The sequence below is a fragment of the Kribbella sp. NPDC056951 genome (assembly GCF_042674205.1).
In the GTDB taxonomy this organism is placed as follows: domain Bacteria; phylum Actinomycetota; class Actinomycetes; order Propionibacteriales; family Kribbellaceae; genus Kribbella; species Kribbella yunnanensis.
Window position 1 is genome coordinate 53,421 of sequence record NZ_JBHUQZ010000015.1, and the last position, 13,335, is coordinate 66,755.

6 protein-coding genes are annotated in these 13,335 nt (G+C 68.6%); 2 read left to right on the forward strand and 4 right to left on the reverse strand.

Going from position 1 to position 13,335, the window contains the following annotated elements:
• Window positions 1-46 precede the first annotated feature (46 nt).
• Both ACFTSF_RS36700 and ACFTSF_RS36705 read left to right on the forward strand, forming a co-directional pair.
• On the forward strand, window positions 47-784 hold the full coding sequence (locus tag ACFTSF_RS36700) for a 6-phosphogluconolactonase (protein WP_380159634.1): 738 nt from the start codon (window positions 47-49) through the stop codon (window positions 782-784).
• Entirely contained in the window at window positions 781-1,935 is a 1,155-nt protein-coding gene (locus ACFTSF_RS36705) for an N-acetylglucosamine-6-phosphate deacetylase (RefSeq protein WP_380159636.1), read from the forward strand. Before ACFTSF_RS36700 ends, ACFTSF_RS36705 begins: the two co-directional genes overlap by 4 nt.
• Here the strand turns inward: ACFTSF_RS36705 and ACFTSF_RS36710 are convergent.
• The 4 genes from ACFTSF_RS36710 to ACFTSF_RS36725 are packed head-to-tail and all read right to left on the reverse strand — an operon-like array spanning window position 1,932 to window position 13,309.
• Window positions 1,932-3,779 carry a hypothetical protein gene (locus tag ACFTSF_RS36710; RefSeq protein WP_380159638.1) on the reverse strand — a complete coding sequence of 616 codons (1,848 nt, stop codon included), beginning with the start codon at window positions 3,777-3,779 and terminating at the stop codon, window positions 1,932-1,934. The genes ACFTSF_RS36705 and ACFTSF_RS36710 overlap by 4 nt on opposite strands.
• Window positions 3,772-8,919, reverse strand: coding sequence for a hypothetical protein (locus ACFTSF_RS36715; protein WP_380159640.1), 5,148 nt, complete (start codon window positions 8,917-8,919; stop codon window positions 3,772-3,774). The genes ACFTSF_RS36710 and ACFTSF_RS36715 overlap by 8 nt, the downstream gene beginning before the upstream one ends.
• Window positions 8,916-12,149 carry a hypothetical protein gene (locus tag ACFTSF_RS36720; RefSeq protein ID WP_380159642.1) on the reverse strand — a complete coding sequence of 1,078 codons (3,234 nt, stop codon included), beginning with the start codon at window positions 12,147-12,149 and terminating at the stop codon, window positions 8,916-8,918. Before ACFTSF_RS36720 ends, ACFTSF_RS36715 begins: the two co-directional genes overlap by 4 nt.
• Window positions 12,146-13,309, reverse strand: coding sequence for a Kelch repeat-containing protein (locus ACFTSF_RS36725; protein ID WP_380159644.1), 1,164 nt, complete (start codon window positions 13,307-13,309; stop codon window positions 12,146-12,148). The genes ACFTSF_RS36720 and ACFTSF_RS36725 overlap by 4 nt, the downstream gene beginning before the upstream one ends.
• Between the last annotated feature and the right edge of the window lie 26 nt (window positions 13,310-13,335).

Consider the following 13,335-nt stretch of genomic DNA (forward strand, 5'->3'; position numbering starts at 1 on the left):
GTCGGCGGAGAGGTTACCAGTGCAAACCTTTGACACACTGGCCTGCATGACCCTCGGCATCGACCAAGCCCCGCAGATCAGCACCCACCCGACCCGCGCCGCCCTCGGGCAGGCGGCGGCGACCTGCGCGGCGGAGCGGATCCGGCAGGCAATCGAGCGGACGTCCAACGCACGCGTCATGCTGGCCGCCGCCCCCAGCCAGGCCGCAACCCTGACCGCCCTCGCGACAGAACCAGACCTCGACTGGAGCCGCGTCGAATTCTTCCACATGGACGAGTACGTCGGTCTCGCGCCGGAAGCACCCCAGGCGTTCGGCACCTGGTTGCGCCAGAACTTCCTCGACAAGGTGCCCCAGGCAACCTTCCATCGGATCGACCCCGAATCCGCCGCCACGCACTACGAGCAGGTGATGGGTGATGAGCCGTTCGACGTCGTCCTGCTCGGTCTCGGCGTCAACGGCCACCTCGCCTTCAACGACCCGCCCGCCGACCTCGATGACCCACGTTCCGCCAAGGTCGTCACGCTCGACGAAACCAGCCGCCGCCAGCAGGTCGACGAAGGCCACTTCGCCCGACTGTCCGACGTACCGACGCACGCCGTCACCGTCACCATCCCCCGCCTCCTCAACACCCGCGACATAATCGCCTCCGTCCCCGGCGCCCCCAAACGCCAAGCCGTCCAAGACACCCTCACCCGCCCGATCGGCCCAGACCACCCCGGTACGGCGCTCCGCACGCACCCGCGAGTCCGTCTCTTCCTCGACGTGGAATCGGATCCCCGTTGATCGCGCTCACCGGAGCAACCCTCGTCGTCGACGACACCCTCGTCGACGACCAAGCGCTGATCATCCACGAGGGCCGGATCGAAGCGGTCGTCGCAGCGGCCGACGTACCGGCGACTGCCGAGGTCCACGACCTGTCCGGGTGCACGATCATTCCCGGCCTCATCGACCTGCATGTCCACGGCGGTGGCGGACACTCCTTCGACGACCCCGACCCGGCCGCTCACCAGCAGGTGCTCGACTTCCACGCCCGACATGGCGTCACCACGATGCAGGCCTCGCTCGTCTCCGCCCACCCCGCTGATCTCGACCGCCAACTCGACGCACTCGCCGAGACGACAGCCACCAACAGCATGCTGTACGGCGTACATCTCGAGGGCCCGTATCTCGCCACCTCCCAATGTGGTGCGCACGACCCAACCGCCCTCCGCTCGCCCACCGCCGACGAGGCCGACCGCCTCCTCGCCCGCAACGGCCTCATCACGATGGTCACCGTCGCCCCGGAACTGCCCGGCGTACCGGAGTTCACCCGCCGCCTCACCGCGGCCGGCGTAGTCGTTGCCGCAGGCCACAGCGACGCCCGCGCCCCCGAACTCGCAGCAGCAGTCGACAGCGGTCTAACCCACCTGACCCACCTCTGGAGCTGCCAATCCACCCTGATCCGCCAAGGCCCCTGGCGGCTCCCCGGTCTACTCGAAGAGTCCCTCGCCTCGAACCACCTGATCGGCGAAATCATTGCCGACGGCCACCATCTCCCACCCACCCTGATCGAGATCGCCCGCCGCTGCCTAGGCGACCGCCTGGTCGCCGTCTCCGACGCCACCGCCGGCGCCGGCATGCCCGAGGGCTACCGCTACCGCCTCGGCATCATCGACTGCGAGGTGGCCTCCGGCGTCGGCATGGTCGTCGGCGCCGACGCCTTCGGTGGCAGCACCACCCCACTGGACGGCATGCTCGCCCACCTGCACCGCACCCTCAACTGGCCCCTCCCCGAAGCCGTAGCCGCCACCAGCACCCGCCCCGCGCGAGTCCTCAACCTCGCCCACCGCAAAGGCCGCCTGGCCCCGTCGTACGACGCCGACCTGGCCGTCCTGGCCCCCGATCTGACGGTCGGCGCCACCATGCGAGCCGGCATCTGGACCCACCGTGGCTAAGGCGCGGGTGGCGTATCGACCAGGTGATCGAAGGCCAGGCCGCTGGACCCCTCGCCGCGGCCGCTGGTGCGTTTCGCGCTGAGCCACGTCACGGCCCGGCCATTACGCCAGCGCGTCCGGTTGTAGGCGACGGTGAGTCTGGTACCGGACGCCGGGACCTCCTCTTCGGCGATGAAGTAGGTCTTCGGGCCGACACCGTCCAGGTTCTCCCGCAGCAGGTCGGTGCGGGGCTTGACCGGTGAGCCGTCGACGACGCTCGGCATGCTCGCGCGTTGCAGGCGGATCCGCCGTTCGGACCCCGGCTCCCGGACTGCGATGAACGGGATCCAGTTCTCCGGGACGCTCGACATCACCTCGTAGTACTCCGGTGCCTTCCGGACTACGCCAGGCGGAGTGGTCGCAGGCAGGCTCTGGCGGTACGCGAGCTCTTCCGCGACCACCTCGGCACCACGGCGACTCTTGCCGGTGACAAGCGGGATCGTCTGCTCGATTCCCCAGACCATGTTGGCCATCTCGTCGCGAATCAGCAGGACATCCTCGAGCGGCGGACCCTCGGCGATCTTCGGAACGCTGGCTGGTAGGAACAGACTGGTGTCGGCGGCAACGTCTGCCGTGCCGATCGTGTCCATGCCGTACATCGACCAGCGCTGCCAGTTCTCCTCGCGTCCGGTGCCGGCGGCACTGATCCACTGGCGAGTACCGAAGACATCGGTCACCACCAGCCCTTCGACGTCAGCGATGGTCCCGACCGGCAACTCGCACGGCACCTGGAACCAGTCGTTGCTGTAGACCAGCGCGTACTCCAGGAAGATCAGCCGAGCCAGATCGGTGCTGTCCGGCTTGACGGCGGCGAAGTTCGTCTTGCCGTCCTCAACCGCCCACCAGCGCGGCAGCGGCATACCGGAGAACCGCACCGGCGCCGGGAACGTGGTCCGGATCCGACGGCCGGCCTTGTCCACCGTCCCGCCGAGTGGCGCGCGGGTGTCGACCGAGAAGGCATGCCAGTCCAGGGTGCCGCCCGGATACTCCTGTGCCGTCAGTACCTTCTCGCCAGTCCCGCCGGCCCGGGCCGCGATCGAGAAGTTGTGCTCCAGCCGCCCCGCATCCCAAGCACTGTTGCCGTTCGGATGGGCCGCATCGACCCCGACCGGCTGCTCCAGGAGCTCGTCGAACCACGCCATCAGGGCGTTCCCGAGGGTCTCCAATGCCGGCTTGGTCAGGAAGGTGACGCCGTCGATGTTCTGCCACGCCTTACCGCCACCCTTGAGGAAGCGATACAGCTTGTAGCCGTCGACCGCGCGTCCGGCGACCGCCTGCATCTGCGCCCACACCTCGGGGTGCGCCACCCGCGCCGCATCCGCGGCCTTGCCAGGATCCGGCAACGCGATCGGGTACTTCTTGATGTACTCGTTCCGGAACCCACGCACCAGCAGGTTCGGGTGGTTGCGCAGGTACTTGAGCCACCGCCGCCCCATCGCCAGCCGCAGATCGAACGACACCGGATCACTGCCGAAGTCGAACGGCAGCACCCGCCGCTCGGCCACCGCTTCCAGCGGCGCGGTTCCCGAGATCGGTTCCACCCCGCCACCGCCCGGCCGGTACCGCGTCGGTGTCGTCGTCGCAACACTGAACTGCGCCGTCACCGGCGTCCCCGCGTCACTCCCGAGGAACTCTCCCAGCTGCCATTGGCGGGTCAGCATCCACAGCGGGTCCCGGACCTCGGCCCGCAGCGCTGCCCCGAACTCGGTCGTCCGCGGCCGGCCCTCCACCCGGTTCCAGACACCGATCGCCGGAACAGCGCGCGCATCCAGGCTCGCTGCGAACTCCTCGACTGGCTCAACCATCGGTCCTCCACCGCACGTTGTTCGTCCCCAGGTCGGTGCCGATCGTCGCCGCCGGATCGGCCGCGGACAGGACGGTTGCCGGCAGCAAGTGTGCGTACGCCGTACTGTCCAGATGGACCGGCTCGACCGCCCGGGACTTCGCGAGATCGTAGGTATCGTTGATCGCGGCCACCAGATCCGCGACGCTCAGAGCTTCCTGAGCAGGTGGTACGACGAGCAGCATCGCCTGCGGTGGTTCGGAATCCGGCCGGTCGTAGTGGAACGCCAGCCCGGTCGTCTCCTCGGTGGCCGGCAGGACCTCGGTCCATTCGTCCAGCAGCAGCCCGCACTGCGAGGCCCGTCCGAGCAGCGGATCGTCGTCGTAGTGCGCGGTGAACAGCAGCCGGTCCTCGTTGATCTCGAAGGCCGGTGGGAACTCCAGCGCCAGCCACGGATCCTCCCGCCGGTAAGGGAACTGCACCGGGATCAGCGGCCGTTCCTCCGGCAGGATCAGATCGAGCAGCTTCGGCTTCCGCAGTACGTCGCTCAAGGTGATGACCTGTTCCCACAGCCGCGGCTTCTCCCGCACTCGGGCCATCCCGTGCAGCCAGTCCTCTACCGGGTAGTCCCGCGCCAGATGCGACACCAGCCGGCTGCTGTCGTTGCGGGCCTTCCGCCATTCGTCGGCGAGCGCCGACGGCGGCGTGAACTCCGGCACCACGAGCACGTCCTCGCCGAGCAACGCCTTCAGCGCGTCGATCCCGGCCTCGACCCGATCCGGCGCGAGCACCGCATCGTCGTAGGCCTTGAGGATCGGGACCACGTTCGCAAGCCGCAACTCGAGGTCAGTCTTCAACTTCTTCGTTCGCTCGAACAGGTCGGCCACGAAGGCGACCACCCGATCCCCGTACGGCGTCAGGTCCAGCCCAACCGGATCGACGTCGGCCAGCTCGATCGCCGCGATGTCGGCGTACAGGCCGCTGACCGTCGTCTCGCGGCTGGCGGCGATCCCCGCCAGCTCCTCGACCTTGTCGTTGAACTCGTCGCGCTTGATGGTGAGCTGGAGGCGGTAGAGCCGCGGCGTCCGGGGTCGTTCCTTCATCGGCACGGTGACCAGCAGGTTCTCGATCTGCTGAAGCAACCGGAACCGGTCCTCGTCCGGGGTGCCGCTTGGCAGTTGGTCGTAGTCGTGCAACAACTGGTCTGCGACGGCGAGGGTTGCACCCAGCCGATCCGCGGCGACGTCGGCAGCCGCGAGCAGATCGGTGAAGAGCCCACGCCGCCAGGCCGTTAGCTCACCCCACCCGCTGCGAACCATCCCGAAACTGCCCGCCGTGACGATCAGATCCGCGTGCTTGGCAAGTAACGCGTCGACTTCCTCCAGGATCTCGGCCCGCAATGGTTCGGCCGGGTCCGCGGGGAACAGCGAGCCGAGATCGCCGACCAGGTCCTTCACCTGGTCGAGAAGCTCCGTCATCGCATCGCGGACGGCGAGCGGCCGGTCCTTGTCCAGGGAGACGACCAGATCCGCCGTACGGTCGATCGTCGACGAACCCGCACCCGGCACCAGGTCGGTGGTGCGCAACGGGCGGGCCGTGGTCAGAAGGGTCCGCAACGCGTCGACGAGTGGCGACAGCTCGAAGAACGTCACCTTGTCCTCGACCCGGGTGGTGTACTCGATCTTCAGCTCGGAGTCGGGTCGCGGCCGGTACAGCTTGGCCACCACGCCGGCGATCCGGTCGTCGAGATCGGTCATCGCCGCCTCGTCCTCGGGACGCAGTGCCCAGAACAGGTCGATCGGTTGCAGTTCCAAGTCGTACTGCGTGATGGTGCGCTTGACCGGCTCGGGCCGACCGTGTTCCTTCCAGCTCACCACGACCACCACGTCTTGCTGGCTCGGCAGCATCTTCGCCACCCATGCGTTGACCGCAGGCTCGGCCTTGGCCCGCGGACCGTTGCCGCGGAACAGCGTCGAACCGTGATTCGGGCTGAGCCCCGAAGTCAGCCGGACCGCCAGCCGATGCGTCAACGACACTCCACTGCGCGGCGACTGGACGACGGCCGGCTCCGGCGGGAACCCCTCCTTCGAGACCGCATCGAGTGTCGCGGCAGCCCGTTCGGTGTTCCCCAGCAGGGTCTGATGCGTGCCCTCGGCAACGATCAGGTCCCCGATCGCATCGTGAACGTCGAACAGATCGTCGACCGCGTCAGCGATCGCCTTCGTCTCGTCCGGACCCGCGGGCGGCAGGCCGGGCAGACCGAACGGATACTGCAGCGGATCCTGCCCGGGCCGGGCCACGTGCTGGATCAGCTTGAGCCCGTCGATGACATTGCGGGCCTCGACCACCTCGACCGCGGTGCCGGGCTTCGGGCTGGTCTCGTCGATCTTCCCGGACCGCAGTGGGAACCAGCTCCGCAACGGGTCGATGTACTTGTCCAGCTCCACCCGTGGCACCCCGTCGTACCGGTCGTGCAAGGCGCGCTCGAACCGATACCCCAGCAACGCGCCCGGCGACTGTCCTTGCCGCAGTCCGTCGAGCAAACTCAAAGCAACCCGGACGCGTTCGGAGCTCAGGTTCACCGCGAAAACGGTTGGTGTCTCTTCCGCGGCGTTGGCCAGGTAGCCCGCGCGCAACACGGCGGCGGTGGTGGCATGACTCGGCGACGGCGCGTGGATGTAGCCGCCGTTCCCTTTCTCCAGCAGCAGCGGTGTCGAACCCGCCGGCTGGAAGATTTCCTTCAGCTTGCCGGTCAGGTCGGTCTTCTCCGTCGGCGCGTCCTTGCGTGGCCGAACTTCGTCCAACCACCCATAGGCACCAAGATGTACGCCGCGCGCGCCGGTCGCCCGCACCTCCTCCAGCCGCTCGTTCACCAGCCCGAGACGCCAGGCGTCCAGCCGGTACGTCGCTGTGTCCAGGTGCTCGGCCAGCAGCCGCTCGAGTCGCGCGGTCGGCAGGCCGGCCAGTACGTCGAGCGCGGCCGCCTGCTCGGCCAGCCGGGCTGTCGCCGGTTTGCCGTCCGTCAGCGCAGTCGGGATGTATTCGACCACGTACCGGTTCGGGTCCGACGTGATCGCGGAGTCCTTCGAGTAGAGCAGCCGAAAGCGGCTCGCGCTGGCCAGATTCGCGTCGACGTGGACGAACGCCGGATCTGCCGTCGGCAACGGCTCGCGACCAGTCGCGGCGTACAGGAGTCGAGCTGCCTCCTCCCAGCCGAGCAGCACCGCGTGGCGGAGCAGCAGGTAGAGCAAGGCGGCCGGCTTCTTGACCAGTCCGTCCTCACGACGGATGCGATCCAGATCGGTTCGCACGTTGGCCGCGAGCCAGGCCAGGTAGTTCTCCGGTCCGATCGGGTCCTTCTCCGACAGCGGTCCCTCGGTCACGAGCGGCCCGAGCAACGGGAACTGCTCGCCGACGAACATGCGTCGCAGGATGTCCGGGTTCAGCCCGGCATGGCCGAGCCATTCGAACAGTGCCCGGATCGGCGGCTCGAGCAGGACGGTGTCCCGCAGCCTGTCGACCACGAGCTGACCTTGGTTGCCGAGGTTCCGCCGGTTGAACAGGTCGTCCACGCTGTTCGCGTAGCGCTGGTGGAACTCGGCAGAGGCCGGGTGCAACGCCAGGATGTCCAGCAGCACCTGGTGACGGTCCCCCGGCGAGTTGACGGTCTTCACGTTGGCCGTGGCGGCGGCTGTCCAGTCCCCGGCCATCGTCTGCAGCATGGCGTGCAGGCCGGTGCGGTGCGGGTTCGCGGCCCAGGCCAGCTTGCTGAACACGGTCGTCGGCAGGACGCCGTACGGCTGCCGCCCGACCTTGAAGGCCGGGATCGCGCCGCGCCCACTGACGTAGCGGGTGAAGAAGGTCCGGGTGTCCTCGACAACAGTCGCCGGTACGGCGTCGGCCAGCGTCGTCTGCAGGTAGGAACCCCAGGTGGCCGGCCAGAGCGCGAGGTTCGCAGCGCGTGCCTCGGCCTGGTCCTTGCCGTCGAAGTTCGGTACGCCGGTCAGCCCGGCCGGATCGATCCCGAGCAGCTCGGTGAACCACTCGCCATCGGTCTTCGTCTTCCAGTCGGCCACCGCCTCCGGCAACCCGAACGCGGTCCGCAGACTCGTCTCAGCAGCCTCGCGCTTGGCCTGGCCGGCCGGTGCCTGCTCGGTGTTGTTGGTCGGCGTACCTTGCGGAAGGAGCGCGAAGCCGTCCGTACTGCGGTGTTGCCGGCTGATCAGCTCCGCCAGCTCCTGCGCGGATCCCGCCGGCCCGTTCTTCGTCCGCAGCCCGATCACGATCAGCCGGCTGACGCCCTTGGTCACCTTCGGCGTCCGGTCGATCTTTACGCCCATGCCCTTGCGGACCGCAACCTCGAAATTGGTCAGCCACTGCAGGCCCTCCGGCACTCGCAGCGCGCCGGACGTCTTGTCGATCTCGAGCTGCTCCGCCCTTGGCAGCTCCGGGTCCGGGCTGACCGCGAGGTCGCCGGTGATCGGCTCACCAACCTTGTTGATGACCTCCTCGCCGTTCTCCCAGCCGAGTACCAGGAACTTGTCCGGGAGCAGCCGGGCCTGGGCCTTCTTCGTCCACGACGCCTTCGCCAGCTCGGCCGGGCGCGCCGGGAAGACCAGGAACGCGACCAGTACGGCGGTGTCGTCGGTGATGCTGTCGAGGCCGAGCGGCCGGCGTTTGCGGATCGCGTCCGCACGACCCCCGACGGCTGTGAACAACGCGAGGTCGGCCGCGAGGATCTTCTGCCGATCGCCCTTGGCCTGCCAGATCGCCGTCCAGTAGTTGACGGTCGGCTGCCGATCGGCGGCGGGGAGCGCGGCCGCACTCGTCACCACCAGCACCGCCGTGTCGGCTGGTGCGGTCGGCCGGTCGCCCGGGTTGGCCGGTGGGTGCTCCGAGATCAGCCAGCCGGCCCGGCCGATCGCGATCCGGCTGGTCAGCTCGTGCCACGCCGTCTGCTCGGCGGCCGCGTTGCCGCCGGCCCGCCAGATCGCGGTCCAGTAGGCGTCGACCGCGGACAGCTCGGCCTCGGCCGGCTTGTCCTCGAACTTGTCGATCGACCATTCGTCCGGGAAGAACCGAACGAGCAGGTGGTCCTTGGTCCACTTCGTCTCGATCCGGATCGGACCGAGCAGCACGGGATAGATCGGCGCGTCAGTCATGGTTTCGGCAACATCTCCTGTGCGTGCACGGCCATCAGGACCGGCGCCTGGAACAACATGTACGCGATCTCGGCCGAACTCAGCTTCGGTCTCCAGTTTCCCAACTGCTCGTCCTCGGCCCGCTGGTCCAGCTTCTCCTGGTCCGGTCCGACGCCAGTCGGATCGACCTCCAGCGGATCGAGCGGGATCGTCGGTGTCAGTTCACCGGCCGGGACGAAGCCGGTGTGGTCGGGATCGACGGAGTTCCAGGTCAAGTCGTTCCACACCTCGACCTCGACCGGCACGTCCACCGGGTCGTCGTCGATCCCGAAGCGCGGATCACCAGGACGTTCCTTGATCACGAAGAACCAGCCGGCATCACCGGGATACTTCGCACCCTTCACGTCCTCCTCGGTCAGATCGAACCCGAGCAGGTAGACGTCCGGCGCCACCAGCGCCTCGTAGATCGGCATCTGGACCTCCGTGGGCCCGGGGTGCGCCGGGTCCACGAAGTCGACCAGATCCCTTTCCTGCTGTGGCATCTCCTGGTTCGTCTTCGGATCGCGGTACCACTTGGCCTTGTGGGCGTAGACGACCGCGTTCGGGTACTTGCGGAGCAGTTCACCCCGGATCACCAGGACGACCTCGTCCTCCTGCTTGGTGGTGCGATCGCGGTTGTCGTGCTTGCCGAGTTCACTGTCCGCCGTCCAGCGGTGCAGCGGTTCGATGTCGTAGAGCCGCTCCCGGCGCTGGGCCGCGGTCTCACCAGGCAACGGCAGCTGCGACTTCACGTCCCAGAACTGACGGAACGGCGTACCGCGCTGGTCGGTCGGGAACTCCCGCCAGAGCAACTCGCGGGCCATCTCGTGGTTGAGCCCGACCAGGTAGGACTCGATGAAGGGCTGGTTGACCTTGAGCAGCGTCACGCTGTTCGGCGGCACCTTGTTGATGCCCGGCACGAAGTGTTCGTCGCCCTGCTGGAGCAGCGCCTCGTACATCGGGGTGTCGAAGGTCGGATAGGCCATCGCCTCGACCAGCTCACCGGCCTCGGTGCGGAACCGGTCCGGCCGGTCCACCACCTTGTCGAGAGCCTTCGGGATCGTCTTCTCGGGACTCAGTTCGGCCAGCAGCGCCGTACCGGTCGAATCGGCGCCGAGCGGCTCGCGAGCCTTCACCTCGCCCGCCACGCGCGCATCGTCCCGGTTCGCCTTGAACTGGCCGATCGCGCGTTTGAACCGATCGGCCTGGTCGCTGTCGGTCAGCTCGTCGCCGCGGTCGAAGACCTTGCCGGCGCCGGGGACCGAGATCTCGAAGAACTGGCTGAACGGCAAGTCGCCGTCGAATCCGCCGTCGTCGGCGAGGCTCGGCCAGGCCGGCAGGGCGTCCTCGAGCTTCTTCGGGGTGACGACCGCGGGCGGGGTCTGCTTCGCCTCGGCCGCCACCGGGCTGTCCGGCTCGGCCTTGTCCATCAACGGCACCAGCGCCGTCGGCGGGGCTTCCTCGGAGAACTTCAGACTCCGGACCAGCCGCGAGCCCGGCCGCATGATCCGGCGCATCTCGGCCGACAGCGGCGCGGTCGCGACCACGCTCTCGGCCACCCGGAACCCGACCGCGAGCCGCTCCCCCAAGGCATCGAGAGAGGGCGAGCTGGTCGTCACCCGAGAGTTGGCGGGTGCCGTCAACGCCAGCGTCTGCCCGGTCCGCAGCGGCGCCGACCGCAGCCCAGGCGTGACCGGCTTGGGCTCGAGATGCTTTTCCTGCAAGGCAAGCCCGACCCGTACGGCGAGCTGCGCGGCCCGGATCCGTTCGTTCGCCGCAACGACGTCGCCGACCTGTTCCCAGGCCTTCGCCATCAGCTCTTCCTGCTGCTCCTGGATCACCTGGGTGCCGAAGTTGGCCGCCACCCGGTAGCGCGGATCGAGATTCAGCTTGTGGATCCAGTTCCACGGCCGGTCCGCCGGACGCTCGGTGCTGAGCCGACTGGTCAATGCCGGCCAGCGCCCATAGAGCGGCGGGGTGATGACCGGATCCTCGTCGGCGGCCAGGCCGGTCGGCGTACCGGGTGCCGGCACGTAGTCGTCCGCCAGGTTGACGAACTTCGCGAGCGCCACCTGGAACGGATGCGGCACCGGCTCGCCGGGCCACTCGTCCCACTTCTCGTAGACGTCGTTGTCGGGCTGTGCCGGCGACTTGAGCGCGCCGCCCAGTTTCAGTACGCCGTCCAGCTTGGTCGGCGTACTGATTCCGGGTACCAGCGGGTGCCTCGGGTCCTGCACGTCCATGTCGCGCCGGCCGACATCGGCGCCGAGCCGGACCGGCTTGAGCAGCCGCACCAGCGCCTCGAAGTCGCCGGTGTTGCCGGTGCTGAAGTACCAGCGGTGGTAGTACGGCAGCCGGGTGCCCTCGGGATACGCAACTCCACCACCCCACGCGTACGTCGTGAGCGCCTCCGCCGGGTTGCCGCCGAGCCCGGCCAACCGGCCTGCCTCGAATGCCGGCACCAGAAACGCGTGGTACGACGTGTTCGGCAGCAGGTGCCGTGGGCAGATCAGCCGGGAGCTGGCGTTGTCCGCATTCGCCGCGAGCACCCGCTGCAAGGCGGCCAGCCCATTGCCGGGTTTGTCGGCCAGGACCGCCGGGTCGAGCGCGCCGTTGACGTGGACGTGCGCCCACGCACCGAGTTCCTCCGGCTTCGGGAGCACCTTGGGGTCGACCACGTCGATGAACGGCAGCGGGCGGTCCGGCCGGACGCCTTCCTTGAACTCACCGGTCGCCGGGCCGTGGTCGTCGACCGACTGCGGATCCTTGCCTCCGGCAAGCACCACGAGGGCCAGCCAGGGAGCCAGCCGGCCGGACTCGGCGTCGGACGACGCCGGGCTGTACCGCCAGCAGAAGTCCTCGTCGTAGAACTCGATGTGGGCCAGGTAGTTCGGCTCGACGTTGGTGATCCACGGCCGCGGTTCGGTCCGGACGATCGCGCGCGGGTCCACCCCGACCACGTCGCCGGGTCCGTAGATCTCGACGGGCTCGGTGACCGGCTTGGTGATCCGTTCGCCGTTCAGGCCCTCGCCGATGATCTCCAGCTCGATCGGGATCTTGGCCCGGATCGGCGCCGGCTGCCCGAGTTGCGGTGGCGTCAGCTCCTCGAGCTTGGTCGCGATCCCGGTCCGCAGCCAGGGCAGGAACGTGTAGACCGAGTCCTTGACCGCGTCGTAGGTGGCGTTCGGGTCGGTGATGATCTCGTTCGTCACGGCGCCACCGCGGCGTTCAGGCTGTAGATCTCGGCGTTCTTGGTGAGCACGTTGACTCCTGGCTGCGCGGTGGCCGCACCGGACTTCAGCACGCCGCCGACGACCAGGACGCGATCGTTCGACAACGCGACGGCACCGAATCCCCAGCGGCCTTCGACTGGCGCGGGTGTGGCGGCCCAGTCGCTCGTCAGCAGGAACGAGTTCTGATAACCGGCGTCACCACCCGTGCCGCCGATCGTCAGGACCTGATTGGCCTTGACCTCGATCGCGCGCTGCGCGGCCCGCCCGTACGGGAGGGACTTGGCAGCTGACCAGGTGCCACCGGCGTACCGCTCGACCGTGGCCTGGCTGAACGGATCGAAGGTCGCTCCGGTCGGGCTCCCCGGTGCGGCGCCGCCGATCGCGAGGACGCCGCCATCGGCAAGCTTGACGACCGAGTGCAGGCGACGGCCGGCCGCGAGACTCCCGGTCGGCTCCCACGTGGTGCCGTTGTACAACTCGCAGTACGCCAGACCGACTTCGCGATCCGGGCCGACCGAAGTGGCGCCACCGACGACCAGGACCTTGCCGCCGACCTCGACCGCGCCGTGCCCGGTCCGCGCGGACAACATCGGCGGTGCGTCGGTCCACTTGCCCGTTGCCACGTCGAGGATCTCGGCGGTGGCCAGCGTTCGCACTCCCTGACCGGAACGTCCGGTGCTGCCGCCGGTGACCAGCACCTTGTCGCCGGCGAGCAGGGTGGCGGTATGCCCCCAGCGGCCGTCCTTCATATTGTTGGCGACTGCCGTCCACTTGCCGGTCGAGACCTCGTACAGCTCGGCGGTCGCGAGACCGGGTGCGTCCGGGCTGAATGCACCGGTCGCGCCACCGATGACGAGCACCTTCTTCCCGCTGTCGACAACAGTGACGGTGTGCAGCCTTCGGGCCGTCGACAGCTTCTCGGTGGCGGGCGTCCACACGGCAGCTGCCGGATCGACCAGGAGCACCTCGTCCACCGCGGCGCCGTTCGTGTCCGAGCCGCCGACGATCAGGACCAGTTCCTTGCCGTCCTTGGTGACCTTCACCGGGCCGTCGTACTGGCCGAGCCAACCACGCGGGGCGGGCAAGGTCGCGGTGGTTGCAGTCCACTTGCCAGTGGCCGCCAGAGTCGAGCTCGTCATGCGTCCGGACCTCCGTCGTTCGTTAC